Raw genomic sequence first — 15,289 nt, 5'->3', positions numbered from 1 at the left:
CATGATTTACGGAATGCGGACGACCCAGCTCTAAGAAACAAGGCAAATGCGGAAACTTTAAGAACCCGAAGACAGGTAAAAAAAAACGATTTTCCAACCCCTACCCTACCCCTTGACGGAAATATCGTTAATTTTTGCCGTTCCACGTGAAAGGTTCGCCAGCGTTTGAGGTCGTCGAAGATCCAGGATCGACGAAATTCTCGGAGCGCACACAAGCAAGCAATCAACGGCCGGCAATCATTGCGCGGCATCCGCCGAAATATTCCAAGCTTGCACACGCTCGTGTTTATTCACAGCATGCAGTGGATATCTTGGTGAAGACCAAAACGCCGTGATTTTCTCCGGCCAGAAGCGCATTCAAGTTATCAACATCTGTCCGTCATCCGCGCGAGGCCGTACACCCGAATTCACGTGGAACAACTTTGGGGATAACTCAGAAAACCGGCATCAACGGCCGGGCGAAAATTCCGCGAAAATAAGTCCCCAAGCTAATCGCCCAGATCTTCGAAAACCCACAAATATCCAACGCGTCTCATAGGAGAAAAGCGCCTGGCGTCCAATTCCGTGTTCATCTGAAAGGGACAAAGCTGTGCCACTTTCAAGCCCTGCAGAGATCGCCAAAAAGAGGTGGAAAACTTTGTGGATAAGATTCGACTATCGGGTCCATAACCCTTACTTAATCACCCCAAAACCCGGCCTGCGGATCAAGGGAACTCCCACGCCTTCGGCCAGTCAAATTGCCGCGATTCACGATGCGGCGGTTTATCAACATAGTTATCCCGCATCGTCTGTGCCCATTGTGACCCGCGTAGTTACCGCAGCACATCGCCTATGCCACACCGGGACCATTGACACCACAACTATCTTGCTCGAGCCCGTGGCGGCGCGCCATCATCCATTTGGCTGAGGCGGCAGATTCCATGTGAATCCCTGTGGAAAACCTGATATCCGGTTTCCAAGAGCGAATTCCACCGAAAAGGAATCCGGGAAACCCTCTCGCGAGCGGCGACCAAGATCGATAGGTGCGGGACGAACCGCAACCTGAAAGCGGCTCAAATCGTCCGCCGAATAATCGCTATCCCCATTTCTATCCACAGGCAAACGCCCCTCAATTTAGACAAATCAAGGGGTGCATCTGTGCATAACCGGGATGGGGATATCTTTGTGAACAACCACCGGATTCGCGCCCCAAAAAGGCTGAGGACGCCACCATCCGATAATCGGCATGCTTGCCTGTCTGGCTGGGGGGTGGCCTGAAAAAACGCTCGAAAGGCCCGTATTCCCTGGGAAAGAGCCCTGTTTCACGTAGAGCGGCCGCGCTCGGTTCCTGCTGGCCACCGTCAATTCGGCTAGTTTGAATTGCGCCTCGGCAAAACTGAAAATCTGTGCAAAACCTTGCGCGCCAAGACGCCTGTGCTTCATTACTGCGCACCGAAATTCAAATTCCCAAAAATAATTATCCACAGACTTATCCAAGGCTGGAGGATATGTTAGTGAACACTAACCCTCGTGTCTGTGCGGGCTGAAAACGGAAGCGATGACAACGGAAAAATTCCGGCCCAAATGAAACAACGCCCCAGACTCGGAAGTCTTGGGGCGTTGTAGCCAGGTCGGACCTGGCGGTCGGGAAATTGGGATTTCCCGATTTAGAGCGGGCGAATTTCGGCCGCTTGAGGTCCTTTCGGACCATCCTTAACTTCGAATTCGACTTCCTGCCCTTCGTTCAGGCTGCGATAGCCGCGGCCCTGGATGGCGGAAAAGTGTGCGAAAACGTCGGTGCCACCAACGTCCGGCGTAATGAAACCGTAACCCTTGTCAGCGTTGAACCACTTAACTTTGCCCTTCTGAGCCATTTTTTCTAGCGTCCTGTAATTGAATCGAATTGCAATGAATCAAGGACGCCGTGAGAACTGAACGACCGGTAGAAATACCTGCGTTGCTGCTGCGTTCCCGCTCGTCGCCAAGCAACAGAACGAGTCCGCGCGCTGCTTGAATCAACTGCGGAATCAGCATACTCACCCCCCATTACCGGCTCATATTGTTGTTTACCCCAATGTCGCTTTTTTCTGACTGGAAGCGAAGTCCCGTTAGGCGGAATTTGCCTGCCTGCGCGCCAGAAACGCGTAGATCGGACCGGTGACGATCACGACGAACACCATGCGCGTGACATGGAAAGCGGTGACCACCGGCACGCCCAACTGCAGCACCTTCGCGGTGATCGCCATCTCGGCGATACCGCCCGGCGTCGTCCCCAGGATCAAGGTCGGCACAGGCGCCACCGACCAGTACGACAGCAGCGCACCCAGCCCGAACGCCAACGCCAAGGCCCCGACCGTGAACGTCGCCACCACGGCGATAAAGCGCGGTGCGGCGCGGAAGAAATCCGGCCGGTAACGGTCGCCCAGCGACCAGCCGATGAACAGCTGTCCGATCTTCGGCACGTAGTCCGGCAAGGCCGACAGTTCCACGCCTGACGCGGTCAGCAACATCGCCACCAGCATGGGCCCCAGCACCCAGGGATTCGGCAGGCGCAGCTTCATGAAGCACAGGCCGCCGATGCAGGTCAGGGCCACCAACGCGGCAAGTCCTGCGCCATCCACGGTCTTCGGGCCTGGTACCGTGGGATCCAGCCCCGCCACGCCCCACCATTGGAAGATGAACGGCACCGTCACCACTACCAGCAGCACGCGCACGCTGTGCGCGGTGGCAACGCGATCGATCCGCGCCCCATGCCGTTCCGCCAGGCTGGCCATTTCGCTGGCACCGCCGATCGCCGACGAGAACCAGGCGGTCTTGAAATCGGCGTCCGTGAAGCGGCGCAGCATTGCCGTACCCATGAAGGCCAGCGCCAACGCGAACAGCATCCCCACAATGATGGGTCCGGCGTTGGTGCCGATATGACCAAGCACCTGCGGCGTGAAGTAGAGCCCCAGCGACGTGCCGATCACCCACTGCCCGCCATTGCGCGCAGGCCGCGGGCAGACCGTGCCCAACCCCGCGATCCGCGTGGCCGCCGTCACCAGCAACGCGCCCAACATCCACGGCAGGGGCATGTGCGCCCACACCGCCAGCAAGGCGCCCGCCAGCGCAATCGACAAACCACCCAGCACCCTCAACAACATGTTTTGACCCACGATCCCATCCACGTGCATAGCTAATACGAAAAACGAATTATGAGTTAGTGGGATACTTACGAAAACTTTCTTTGCCTACCAGCGTTCATCCTCGCGTCCACCATGATCCGATCCAAACTTCCCGACGTCGGCACCACCATCTTCACCGTGATGAGCCGCCTGGCCATCGAGCACAAGGCCATCAACCTGGGCCAGGGCTTTCCGGACTTCGATCCGGATCCCGCGCTGTGCGCGCTGGTGACCCGCGCGATGGCCGAGGGCCATAATCAGTATCCGTACATGCCTGGCGTGGCGCCGCTGCGCGAAGCCATCGCCGCCAAGACGCGCGAACTGTACGGCCATGCCTACGACCCCGAAACCGAAATCACCGTCACCAGCGGCGCCACCGAAGCTCTGATGGCCACGGTGCTGGCCGCGGTGAACAGTGGCGACGAAGTGGTCGTCATCGAACCCTGCTACGACTCCTATCTGCCGGCAATCCGCCTGGCAGGCGGCACGGCGGTGCCTGTGCCGCTGCGCGCCCCCACTGAAGCCGACCCCTACTACCGCATCGACTGGCAGCGTGTGCGCGACGCCATCACGTCCAAGACGCGTCTGCTGATGCTGAACTTCCCGCACAACCCCACTGGGGCCGTGCTTGAAGAAAGCGACCTGGACGCGCTGGAAGCCATCGTGCGCGACACCGGCGTGCTGCTGGTGTCCGACGAGGTCTATGAACACATCGTCTTCGACGGCAAGCCGCATGCCAGCGTGGCGCGCCGCCCCCTGCTGGCCGAACACGCCTTCGTGATCTCGTCCTTCGGCAAGACCTATCACACCACCGGCTGGAAGATCGGCTATTGCTGCGCCCCCCGCCAGTTGAGTGCCGAGCTGCGCAAGGTGCACCAATTCATGGTGTTCACCGTGCCCTCGCCCATGCAGTTCGCGTTGGCCGAATTCATGCGTGATCCCAAACCCTACCTGGACTTGCCGGCGTTCTATCAGGCCAAGCGCGACCGCTTGTCGCAAGGCCTGGCCAAGACGCGCTTCCGTCCGTTGCCCAGCCCTGGCACCTTCTTCCTGCTGGCCGACTACAGTCAGATATCCAAGCAGAACGAAGCCGACTTCGCCCGCGACCTGACCGTCAACCATGGCGTGACCGTGATTCCCGTGTCGGCCTTTTACCGCCAGCCCGACGCCGCGGAATCCAACCACCGCATCGTGCGCTTCTGCTTCGCCAAGAAAGACGCGACGCTGGATGCCGCGCTGGAGCGTCTGGCGCAGGCGTAGTTCCCAAGAACAAAATATGAGCATTCACTCATATTCATAATAAAAAAAGGGGCGCCGCGAAGCGCCCCTTGCAATTTCCGGCCAAGCCGCTTGCGAGCGGCAAGCCTTGCGGCCCGCCCCCACCGCAGCGCATCAAGCCGGACCAGCGGCAACCTTCCTGGCGCGACGCAACCGGCGCAACAGCTGCGGCACCACCACCACGGCGGCAGCGCCTGCCCACAACGACATCGAAACCGGGCTTGCGAACAACACACCCACATCGCCATCAGTCATCGACAACGCACGGCGCAGGTTCTGCTCCATCATGTTGCCCAAGACCACGCCCAGCACCAGCGGCGCCATCGGCACGCCGAACTTGCGCAGGAAGTAGCCCAGCGCGCCGATGCCGGCCACCAGCAACAGGTCGAACGTGCCCGCGTTGATGGCGTAGACGCCGATGTAGCTGATGCACAGGATGCCAGGCACCATCAACCAGCCCGGAACTGACAGCACCTTCGAGAAGAATCGAACCAGCGGCACGTTCATGATGAACAGCAGCACGTTGGCGACAAAGAGCGATGCGATCAAACCCCACACCAGCTCCGGCTTGGTTTCAAACAGCACCGGGCCCGGCGTGATGTTGTAGAGCGTCAGCGCGCCCATCATGACCGCAGTGGTGCCCGAACCCGGCACGCCCAGCGTCAGCATGGGCACGAAAGAACCGATGGCCGATGCGGTGGCCGCGGCTTCCGGCGCGACCAGTCCGCGCATGTCGCCCTTGCCGAACTTGGCGTTCGGATCCTTGGCTTCGATGATGCGCTTTTCCTGCGAGTACGCGACAGCCGCGGCCACGCTGGCGCCCGCGCCCGGCAGCACGCCCACGCCGAAACCCACCAACGCGCTGCGCACCACGCTCCACCACGTGAACGCCATCTCTTTCAGGTTGAAGAGCTTGCGTCCGCTGGGCTTGACCTCGACGCTGTGGCCCGCCATCACTTTTTCCAGCATCTCCAGCATTTCGCTGACCGCGAACAACGCGATCACCACCACCACGAAATCGATACCGTCGGCCAGGTGCACCGATTCGAACGTATAGCGGTATACGCCCGAGTTCGCGTCCACTCCGACCACCGAGATCGACAACCCGATCATCGCGGCCAGGACGCCCTTGACGGGCTGCTTGCCCAGCAGGCTGGTCAGGCAGCAGAACGCGAAGATCATCAGCACGAAGTATTCGGCGGGGCCAAAGGCCAGCGCCCATTTGGCTAGCATCGGCGCAAGCAGGATGATGCCCACCACCGACACGATGGCGCCGAAGAACGCCGACCACGCCGACAGCGACAAGGCCACGTTCGCCATGCCCTGCCGCGCCAGCGGGTAGCCGTCCAGCGTCGTCATGATGGCGCTGGCCTCGCCCGGCACATTCAGCAGGATGGCCGTGATGCGGCCGCCGTACTCGGCGCCCACGTAGACGGCCGCCAGCAGGATCAGCGCCGTCTCCGGCGGCAGGTTCATCGCGAAGGCGATCGGTATCAGCATCGCGACCCCGTTCACGGGACCCAGGCCCGGCAAGACGCCGACCATGGTGCCGATGAACGAGCCGATCATGGCCACCAGGATGTTCGTCAGCGAAAAGGCAACGCCAAAGCCGATCGACAGATGATCAAGAATGCTGCTCATATCAGGACCTCCAACAGTCCGCCCGGCAGGACCACGTCCAGCACCTTGTCGAACAGCACGAAAAAGAAAAGGCTCATGACGACGCCGCCGATGGCGCACTTCACCCAGCCGCCGCCGAACAGGCGGCCGACGAACACCGTCATCAACGATGTCGCGATCACGAAACCCAGCCACTGGAACAGGAAGGCGTAGGCCACGGTAAACGCCATCATCAGCGCGATGCGTCCGTTGGCGCCCGGCGGGTTGGCTTCGACCGCATGGCCGCCCTTGTAGACCAGCCACAGGCCGCACAGGCCGATGATGCCGGCCAGCAGCAGGGGAAAGGCGCGCGGGCCTACGGGTTCGTAGGCGAAGGGGGCTTCGATGCCCCACCCCGCCGCCGTCATGAAGGCGGCCAGCGCCAGCGCGCCTACGCCCAGGATTCGATCATTCATGATCCATCTTCCGTTGTGGTGGGACCGCGCGGCGCAACCGTCCCCGCCGCCGCTCGGCGCAAGCCGGCGGCAGGGGTGCCCGGGCGGGCGCGATCGGGAGGGAAAGCCTTGCGGCCGGCTTACTTCTTGACCAGGCCGAAGGAATCGGCCAGTTCGCCGTAGACCTTCACCTGGTTCTTCACGTAGGCATCCAGTTCAGGTCCCGTCTTGTTGAACGGGAACAGGCCCTGTTGCTGGCGCAGCTTGTCGAACTCGGGCGAGGCGGTGGCGGTGTTGAACGCCTTGACCCAGAACTGGTAGTCGTTGTCGGACACCTTCGGGCCCACATAGAAGCCGCGGATGATCGGCCAGACGATGTCGTAGCCCTGCTCCTTGGCGGTGGGCACGGTGCCCAGCTTGCCCGGGAGGCGCTGGTCGTTGAACACGGCCAGCACGCGGATGGGGGCGCCGCCTTCCAGCATGGTGAAGGCTTCCGCCGCATCGCCCATATAGGCCTGGATATGGCCGCCGCGCAACGCGGTGACGGCTTCGCCGCCGCCTTCAAACGCCACGAAACGCATCTTCTTGAAATCCACGCCGGCGGCCTTGGCGGTCAGCGCGGCCTTCATCCAGTCCTGACTGCCCACGGTGCCGCCGGCGCCCAGCACGATCTTGGTTGGATCCTGCTTGAAGGCGTCCATCAGGCTCTTCAGGTCGGTATAGGGAGAATCGTTGCGCACCACGGCCACGCCGTAGTCGGTGCCGATGGCGGCCAGCCAGCGCACGTCGTCGACGTTGTACTTGCCGAACTTGCCTTGGGCGAGGTTCAAGAGCGACCCGCCCGAGAACGCGACGATGGTGCCGGGTTCGTTGGGATGCTGGGCGACGATGTTGTTGTAGGCCACCGCGCCGATGCCGCCGGGCATGTAGACGATGCGCATGGTGCTCTTGAGCGCCCCGCTTTGCTTGAGCCCCTCGGTGGCCAGGCGGCAGGTCAGGTCGAAACCGCCGCCGGGCTGGGCCGGCGCGATGCATTCCGGGCGGCGCGGCTCGTCTGCCGCATGGGCGGCGCCCAGGGAAAGGGTAATCGCGCCAAGCGCCGCCAAGGCGGCCATGCGCAGCTTCAGGCTGGTCTGCATTCTTGCGTCTCCGAGTTTTATAGGTCTTGGTCTGGCTGAGTCGTCGAGCGGCGCGGTGACGCCTGATCGGGCCCAGCGGACGCTACCGTACAAAACCGAAGCTTTCCAACACCTTTCAAAACCGGCCGTTTTCGTGATGCGGCGCAGCATCCGGCATGGGATCAAGGGAAAACACCAACGCCGCCCGCAGCCCGGGCAAGGGGGCGCGGTTCTCCAGGACCAGCCTGGCCCCCAGGATATCGGCGATGGTGCCCACGATGGCCAACCCCAGGCCTGCGCCGGGCTTGTTCTTGCCTGCCGCGCCTCGCCGAAAGCGGACGCAGGCCCGGGCGATGTCCTCGGCCGACATGCCGGGACCGTCGTCTTCGACGATCAGGCGGGCCAGGCCGTCGCCTGCCTGCACGGTCACCGTAACCTCGCCCGCCGTCGAGGCGTAGCGGATGGCGTTGTCGACCAGGTTGGTGGCGGCTTCGCGCAGCAGCCACTCGGTGCCGCTGACCAGGACCGGGCGAACCGCCGCCTCCAGGCCTATGTCCAGCTGGCGGACACGGGCGGCGGGCAACAAGCCCCGGATCACCCCGTCGGCCAGGTCCACCAGGTCGACAACTTCCGCGGTGAACCCGCCTTCGGCCAGGGAAGCGTCCTTAGCGCGCGCCAGAGCGAGCATCTGGTTGGTGGTGCGCACGGCCCTGTCCAACCCCTCTTGCATCGCCAGAAGGGCGGTACGGACCTCCTGGGGGTCTGTTTCGCGCAAGGCATAGGCCGTCTGGGTCCGCAAAACCGACAACGGAGTGCGCAATTGATGGGAGGCGTCGTCCAGGAACTGGCTCTGCACCCTCGCCTGAGCCGCAAAACGGGCCATGTGGAGGTTTACCGCGGCAACCAGGGGCAGGACCTCACCTGGCATCTCCGACGCGCTGACGGGGCTTAAATCGTCTCCAGAACGCCCTTCCACCTCTTGGCGCAGCCGGACAAGGGGGCGTAAAGCCATAAAAACCCCCAGGATGATCACCAGCACGCTGATCAGGATCACCGCCAGGTCGCGCTCTACCGAGCGCACCAGCACCTTGTGCAGGAAGGCCTGCCGGCTTTCCAGGCCCTCGGCGACCTGCACGATAACGCGTCCCCCTTTATTCGCGTACAGCGGGGGATCCATCGGGCGCGCTAGCGCCGCAACCCTGACGGGCGCCCCTTGATAGGTCGCGTAGAAAAAGCGCGGTTCGCCAGAGACAAGCGGTTGGTCCGGCATGGGCAGCTCCGGATGCCCGATTTCCGCCAGCCCGTCCTCTGTGGCCACCCGGTAGAACACGCTGCCATTGGCCGTCAGCTCGAAAAATTCCAGCATCAGGTAGGGCTGTTCCATGGCTAATCCACCGCTGGCTGTGGATATGTTGTGGTCGATCGCGCGAAGCGCCCCGGAGAGCGAGCGGTCGTAGGCAATGTCGACCTGGTTGCGCAGCTGGTGGTTCGATAGCCACAGCGCAGCCATCATCACGAATACCAGGGTGGGGATCAGCCACCAGAGCAACTGCGTTTTCAGCGTCCGATTACTTTTTTTTGCGGCGAAAAAAGCGATTTTTTTTGGACTTCTAGTTGTCAACAAGGTTCTCCAGGCAGTAGCCCATGCCTCGCATGGTCACGATCTGCACACCGGTTTCCGCCAATTTTTTGCGCAAACGGTGAACCAGGACCTCGATGGCTTCCAGGTTGATGTCCGCATCGTCGGTCAGGATGCGGTCAAGGATCTGCTGCTTGTTGATGGGTTCGCCACTTTTCTGGATCAACACCCGAAGTACCGCGTGTTCACGTGGGGATAACTGCAAAGTCTGTCCCGAGACCGTGAATTTTTGCGCTGCAGACTCAAAAACCAGGTTTCCCAGAGCCAAACGCGGATGTTCGCGTCCACGGCTACGCCGAATCAGTGCGATCAAACGCGCTTCCAACTCTTCCACAACAAACGGTTTCGGCAGGAAATCGTCCGCTCCCTGGTGAAGTGTTCCGATTCTTTCGGCTAGTGAATCGCGCGCGGTCAAGACCAGCACCGGCGTACGGTCGTCTCGCGCGCGAATCTTCGCCAGCAAAGTATGGCCATCCATGCCGGGAAGTCCCAAATCGAGGATGACCGCATCGAATTCTTCGATTGCCAACCTTCTTTCGGCGACAAGTCCGTCGTCAGCCCATTCAACGACAAAGCCCGCATGTCTGGCCAGGCTTCTGGAAAGCCAACGGGCAAGTTCGGCTTCGTCTTCTATCAGGAGGATGCGCATGGACGGAGTCCGGGGGGGAGTGGCTGGGCGGAATGGGAAAGCATGTTTGGCTTTTCCTTTATTTCTCTTTATATAAAGACTAATGATTAATAAGGCCTGTGGATAACTACCTTAACCTTGAAAACCTCATTCTTTTCATCAGCTTGCAGCCGTTTTTGCCTGTGCAAGAACTCTGTGTGGGAAAAAAGTTGAAGTTGGACAACATTTCGGCCACCCCCAAAAACCCCCGCTTGTTCAACTTGCCTCCACACAATGTGCACAACCTGGCTACTTAGGAGTTATCCACAGGGCGATTTCTGGAATCGGGGTGGGAAAGCGGCACTTTTACCCCGAAAAACCGCCTGTTGCCTACCCGGTTTTTTGCCATTGCAGAGGCCCCAAAACGCCCTCTGAGGCGTTCGCGAAACCAGGGATTCGAGGGGCCATCACCGGGCTTTCTTGACAGGGGACTGAACAAAAAGTGAGCAACTTCCGCCGTAGAATCCGGCCATGGCTACAGAAATCAGAATCAGGAAATTGGGCTGGGCGAAGGGCTTGAGAAGCCGTTTATTGGCCGACAACCTGCCCGCAACCTTGTGCGCGGCGGCACTGATGGGACTGTTCGGCGCGTTGGCGACGGTGGTGTTCCGGGAACTGCTGGGATGGACACAAATGCTGCTGGCCGGGGAAGACGTTCCCCACGGCATGGTGTCGTTGGCCCGTGGCCTGGACCCCTGGCAGCGTTTGCTGATGCCCGCTGTTGGCGGTGCGATAGCCGGTGTTGTGCTGCAAATGGCTGCAAGATGGCTGCCGAAACGGGGTGCGGCAGACTATATGGAAGCGATATCGGTCGGCCGGGGCGTCATCGGCCTGCGCCAGACGCTTGCGCGCAGCCTGTCGTCCATTTTTTCCATCAGCTCGGGCGCCTCCATCGGCCGGGAGGGCCCGATGGTGCAGTTGGCGGCCATGTTTTCCTCGCTGACCGGGCGATTCCTGCTGTTGCCGCCCCGCCATTTGCGGCTATTGGTGGCCTGCGGGGCCACGGCGGGCATCACATCCGCCTATAACGCGCCGATCGCGGGCGCGCTGTTCATCTCGGAAATCGTGTTTGGCGTGATTTCGTCGGCCACGCTAGTGCCGCTGGTGGTGTCATCGGTGGTGGCCAACATCGTCACGCGCCAGATCCTGCACTACGACGCGGTCTTCCATATGCCGCACTTCGAATTCGTGTCCGGATGGGAAGTCGTGAACTACCTGGGGCTGGGCGTGGCCGCCGGCCTGGTCGCGCCGCAATTCCTGCGTTTCCTGGACGTGTCGCGCGCCGCCTTTTCCCGGCTGCCCTTCCCCCTTTGGATCCGCATGGCGCTGGGGGGACTGGTCGTCGGTGCGTTGTCAGTGCTCAACCCCGAGGTCTGGGGCAACGGCTATAGCGTCGTCAACAGCTTGCTGCACAACCCGTGGGCATGGCAGGCGGTGGCCGCCATCCTGCTGATGAAGATTGTGGCTACGGGCGCAAGCGTCGGGTCGGGGGCGGTGGGCGGCGTGTTCACGCCGACGCTGTTCGTGGGGGCGGCATTGGGCGCGCTTTACGCAAGCGGGCTGCAGGCCGTGCTGCCGGCGGGCGATGTGTCGGCGATTTCCAGCTACGCCGTCGTGGGCATGGGGGCGCTGTTGGCCGCAACGACCTATGCGCCGCTGATGTCGATTCTGATGATTTTCGAGATGACGCTCAGCTATGAAGTGATGCTGCCGCTGATGCTCGCGTGCATCACCGGCTACGTGATTGCGCATCGCATACGGCCGGAGTCGGTGTATGCGAAATCACTGGCGAACAACCGCCGCGCGCAGCAAGCCGTATCCGAAGGCAGCAAAAATAAAAGCGAGTAAAGACTCGCTTTTATTCAGGTTGCGCTTGTTGGCGCAGGGGCTTGGTCATGAAGACGCGATGCAAACCCAGCTCTGTTGCGCGGTGCGTTTCCACGTAGCCGTATCGCAGATAGATGGCGATGTTCTCCGTCATCTTCTCTTGCGTGTACAAGCGGATGCTGGAGTACCCTGCCAGGCGCGCGACCTCTTCCGCGTATTGCATCAGGACGCGGCCATATCCCTTGCCTTGCGCAGAGGGCGAGACCGCGATGTTGTCCAGCAGCAAACAGCCCGGCTCGGGGATCAAGACCAGCACAGCCTGAATGGCACCGTCTTCCTGCAAGACATGCACCACGCCTTCTGCGACACGCGCCGCATAATCGTCGCGCATGGGGCCGGGCGTCGCGCCAATGCGCGCGATGTACGGCGTGTAGGCATCCGCGACGATCCGTTCAATAACGGGAACGTCGTCGGGCGTGGCAGGCCGTATCACCTTATTTTCCGATGCAGAAGCTGGAAAAAATTTCGCCCAGCAGATCGTCGCTGGTGAACTTTCCGGTGATGCTGGACAGGCTGTCATGCGCCAGCCGAAGCTCTTCCGCGAACAGGTCCAGCACCCGGTCGTCCTGGCCGGCGTGTTCGCCCGCAAGTGCCAGATGTTCGGCCGCGTCCTGCAGGGCGTGCAGGTGGCGTTCGCGCGCCAGCCAGGGCGATTCGGCGCCCGGGTTCCAGCCCGCGATGTTCAGCAGTTCAGCGCGCAGCGCGTCCAGGCCTGCGCCGCGCTTGGCGGAAATACCCAGTTCGCCCGGCGCCGGCGTGAAAGCTGTGGATAACAGGTCCACCTTGTTGAACACTTTCAGCACCGGCGTGCGCGGCGGCAGGCGCGCGGTGATCTGCGCGTCCAGCTCGTCGCCCGGCTGGGTGGCGTCCTGCAAGTGCAGGATGACGTCGGCGCGTTCGATTTCTTGCCAGGTGCGGGCAATGCCGATGCTCTCGACGGTGTCTTCGGTTTCCCGAAGGCCGGCCGTGTCCACAATATGCAGCGGTACGCCGTCGATATGGATTTCCTGCACCACTTTGTCGCGTGTCGTGCCCGCAATCGGCGTGACGATGGCGATATCGTCGCCCGCCAGCGCGTTGAGCAGGCTGGATTTGCCGACGTTGGGCTGGCCGGCCAGCACCACGTGCAGTCCTTCGCGCAGGATGACGCCCTGGCGTGCTTGCGCAATCAGGTTGGACAGGTCCGCGGTCAGCGCGTCCAGCGTCGGACGGGCCTGATATTTCTCAAGAAAGTCGATCTCTTCTTCGGGGAAATCCAGTGTCGCCTCAACCAGCATGCGCAGATGGATGATGCGGTCGGACAGGTCGTTCACGCGCGCCGAAAATTCGCCGGACAACGAGGCGACCGCGCCGCGCGCGGCCGCCACCGACGAGGCTTCGATCAGGTCCGCGACGGCTTCGGCCTGGGCCAGGTCCATCCGGTCATTCAGGAAGGCGCGGCGTGTGAATTCGCCGGGTTCGGCCAGGCGCAAGCCCAGGTCGCGGCCGGCGGCAAGGCAGCTATCGAGCACGCGGCGCAACACGGCCGGGCCGCCGTGGCCTTGCAATTCCAGCACGTCTTCGCCGGTATAGGAATGGGGGGCGCGGAAGTAGATTGCGATGCCTTCGTCCAGCAGTTCGCCGTCCACCGATTTGAACGGCAGGTAGTGCGCGTGGCGTGGCGTGAGTTCGCGCTGGAACAGGCGGCGCACCAATTCGGACAGGTCCGCACCAGAAACGCGCACGACGCCGATGCCGCCTCGTCCCGGGGCGGTGGCAATGGCGGTAATGGGGGAGTAAGCGGACATATCTGAACGGGGGAGATGCGAGAACAATAGGGGAATATAACTGTTGCGCGGCTCCTTGTTTGCTGGTTAATGTGCCCCAGAGGTTCAAAACCCGAAACAACTCTGGGAGATCACGATGGCATCTCGGTTTTCGCGTGTCTTGGCCTGCGGCTCAGCCGCGGTGATGTTGGCCTTTGGCACATTCAGTTCCGCAATGGCTCGCGATCTGGTGATCGCCCTGAAGACCGAGCCCTCATCGATGGATCCGCAGTATCACGCGCTGACGCCGAATACGCAGATCTCCCAAACCATATTCGATACGCTGGTCGCCACCGACGCGCAACTGAAGCCGCAGCCCGGGCTGGCGGAATCGTGGACCGTGGACGGCAAGGTCTGGACGTTCAAGCTGCGTCCTGGCGTGAAGTTCTCGGATGGCACGCCGTTCACCGCTGAAGACGTGGTGTTCACCTATGACCGCGTGCCCAAGGTGCCGAACAGCCCGTCGCCCTTCACGCTGTACCTGGGTTCAGTGGCCAAGACGGAAGCGGTCGACCCGATGACCGTGCGCATCACCACCAAGGAAGTCGCGCCGAACCTGCTGGTGAACCTGGCGCAATTGCCCATCATGTCGAAGAAGGCCGCCTCCGGCCCCGCGGCGGAAGGCAAGACCACCACTGAACTGAACAGCGGCGATGGGTTGGTGGGAACGGGCCCGTACAAGTTCGTGTCGTGGAAGCGCGGCGCGGAATTCGTGCTGGCGCGCAATGACAATTACTGGGGCAAGAAGCCCGAGTGGGACCGCGTGGTCTATCGCCCGATCAGCAATGCCGCCGCTCGCGTGGCTGCACTATTGGCCGGCGACGTGGACATGATCGAAGATCCCCCCACCGACGACCTGCCCAAGCTCAAGGGCGACAAGAAGCTGTACGTCGAGGAAACGCCGTCGGTGCGCGTCGTGTACGTGGCGCTGGACCAGTATGCGGAACCTTCGCCCGGCATCCAGGGTACGGACAAGAATCCGATGAAGGACAAGCGGGTGCGTGAAGCGCTGTCGCTGGCCATCAACCGCGACGCGCTGGTCGAACGCGTGATGGGCGGGGTGGCGCTGCCGGCCGGCAACCTGCTGCCCTACCCCATGGTCGGCTCCAGCAAGGAACATTCCAAGGCGCCGAAGGCCGATGTTGAGAAGGCCAAGGCTTTGCTGAAGGAAGCGGGCTATCCCAACGGGTTTTCGATCACGCTGGGTTCCCCTTCGGGCCGCTACGTGAATGATTCGAAAGTGGCGCAGGCCATCGCGTCGATGTGGACCCGCATCGGTGTGAAGACCAGCGTGGACGCGATGGCGCCCCCGGTGTTCTTCAAGAACCGCGACAGCTACGCGTTCTCGGCCTATCTGGCCGGCTGGTCGGTGACCAGCGGCGAGATGTCGAACGCGCTGACTTCCCTGCTGGTGACGCGCAATCCGGAAGCAGGCCTGGGCACGACCAACCGCAGCCGCTATTCCAACCCGAAGATGGACGAACTGGTGAAGGAAGCCTCGTCCACGATGGACGATGCCAAGCGCGCCGACCTGCTGGCGAAGGCCAGCAATATCGCCATGGACGATTACGCCATGCTGCCGGTGCACTTCGAGCTGTCGGTCTGGGCCATGAAGGGCGACATCCGTTATCAGGGCCGCCCCGACCAGGTCACGCTTGCGCAGTTCGCAACCCTGAAGAAGTAACGCGCAACGCGGGC

12 protein-coding genes are annotated in these 15,289 nt (G+C 61.8%); 3 read left to right on the top strand and 9 right to left on the bottom strand.

Annotation, left to right across the window (positions count from 1 at the left end):
* Nucleotides 1-1,646 precede the first annotated feature (1,646 nt).
* Nucleotides 1,647-1,853 (bottom strand): cold-shock protein, encoded by a 207-nt coding sequence (locus AC3WMU_RS27525; RefSeq protein WP_006216596.1) that lies wholly within the window; start codon nucleotides 1,851-1,853, stop codon nucleotides 1,647-1,649.
* Nucleotides 1,854-2,087: 234 nt separating this feature from the next.
* Nucleotides 2,088-3,152, bottom strand: coding sequence for an AbrB family transcriptional regulator (locus AC3WMU_RS27520; RefSeq protein WP_424624729.1), 1,065 nt, complete (start codon nucleotides 3,150-3,152; stop codon nucleotides 2,088-2,090).
* A gap of 84 nt (nucleotides 3,153-3,236) precedes the next feature.
* Between AC3WMU_RS27520 and AC3WMU_RS27515 the strand changes: the two genes are divergently transcribed.
* On the top strand, nucleotides 3,237-4,403 hold the full coding sequence (locus AC3WMU_RS27515; protein WP_424624730.1) for a pyridoxal phosphate-dependent aminotransferase: 1,167 nt from the start codon (nucleotides 3,237-3,239) through the stop codon (nucleotides 4,401-4,403).
* A 132-nt stretch (nucleotides 4,404-4,535) separates the two neighbouring features.
* On the opposite strand, the gene AC3WMU_RS27510 is transcribed toward AC3WMU_RS27515, so the two are convergent.
* The 5 genes from AC3WMU_RS27510 to AC3WMU_RS27490 form a co-directional block, all read right to left on the bottom strand.
* The gene (locus tag AC3WMU_RS27510) at nucleotides 4,536-6,062 is read right to left on the bottom strand and encodes a tripartite tricarboxylate transporter permease (RefSeq protein WP_424624731.1); all 1,527 of its coding nucleotides are present in this window, start codon (nucleotides 6,060-6,062) and stop codon (nucleotides 4,536-4,538) included.
* Nucleotides 6,059-6,496, bottom strand: coding sequence for a tripartite tricarboxylate transporter TctB family protein (locus AC3WMU_RS27505; RefSeq protein WP_006227190.1), 438 nt, complete (start codon nucleotides 6,494-6,496; stop codon nucleotides 6,059-6,061). Before AC3WMU_RS27505 ends, AC3WMU_RS27510 begins: the two co-directional genes overlap by 4 nt.
* Before the next feature lie 119 nt (nucleotides 6,497-6,615).
* Entirely contained in the window at nucleotides 6,616-7,590 is a 975-nt protein-coding gene (locus tag AC3WMU_RS27500) for a Bug family tripartite tricarboxylate transporter substrate binding protein (RefSeq protein WP_085946979.1), read from the bottom strand.
* A 139-nt stretch (nucleotides 7,591-7,729) separates the two neighbouring features.
* Nucleotides 7,730-9,214 carry a sensor histidine kinase gene (locus AC3WMU_RS27495; protein ID WP_492283252.1) on the bottom strand — a complete coding sequence of 495 codons (1,485 nt, stop codon included), beginning with the start codon at nucleotides 9,212-9,214 and terminating at the stop codon, nucleotides 7,730-7,732.
* Nucleotides 9,204-9,881 (bottom strand): response regulator, encoded by a 678-nt coding sequence (locus tag AC3WMU_RS27490; protein ID WP_088589892.1) that lies wholly within the window; start codon nucleotides 9,879-9,881, stop codon nucleotides 9,204-9,206. Before AC3WMU_RS27490 ends, AC3WMU_RS27495 begins: the two co-directional genes overlap by 11 nt.
* Nucleotides 9,882-10,370: 489 nt before the next feature.
* On the opposite strand from AC3WMU_RS27490, the gene AC3WMU_RS27485 reads away from it, so the two are divergent.
* Nucleotides 10,371-11,747, top strand: a complete 1,377-nt coding sequence (locus AC3WMU_RS27485) for a ClcB-like voltage-gated chloride channel protein (RefSeq protein WP_315140119.1) — start codon at nucleotides 10,371-10,373, stop codon at nucleotides 11,745-11,747.
* Between the two features lie 10 nt (nucleotides 11,748-11,757).
* Here AC3WMU_RS27485 and AC3WMU_RS27480 read toward each other — a convergent pair whose 3' ends face one another.
* Complete coding sequence (locus AC3WMU_RS27480) at nucleotides 11,758-12,219, bottom strand: GNAT family N-acetyltransferase (RefSeq protein ID WP_280027055.1); 462 nt, start codon at nucleotides 12,217-12,219, stop codon at nucleotides 11,758-11,760.
* 1 nt (nucleotide 12,220) lies between these two features.
* Complete coding sequence (gene mnmE, locus AC3WMU_RS27475; protein WP_006228054.1) at nucleotides 12,221-13,573, bottom strand: tRNA uridine-5-carboxymethylaminomethyl(34) synthesis GTPase MnmE; 1,353 nt, start codon at nucleotides 13,571-13,573, stop codon at nucleotides 12,221-12,223.
* Nucleotides 13,574-13,688: 115 nt separating this feature from the next.
* Between mnmE and AC3WMU_RS27470 the strand changes: the two genes are divergently transcribed.
* The gene (locus AC3WMU_RS27470) at nucleotides 13,689-15,275 is read left to right on the top strand and encodes an ABC transporter substrate-binding protein (protein WP_035214317.1); all 1,587 of its coding nucleotides are present in this window, start codon (nucleotides 13,689-13,691) and stop codon (nucleotides 15,273-15,275) included.
* The last annotated feature ends 14 nt before the right edge of the window (nucleotides 15,276-15,289 follow it).

Source organism: Achromobacter sp. FW305-C-13 (assembly GCF_058783475.1).
This window is presented reverse-complemented; position numbering and strand designations above follow the sequence as displayed.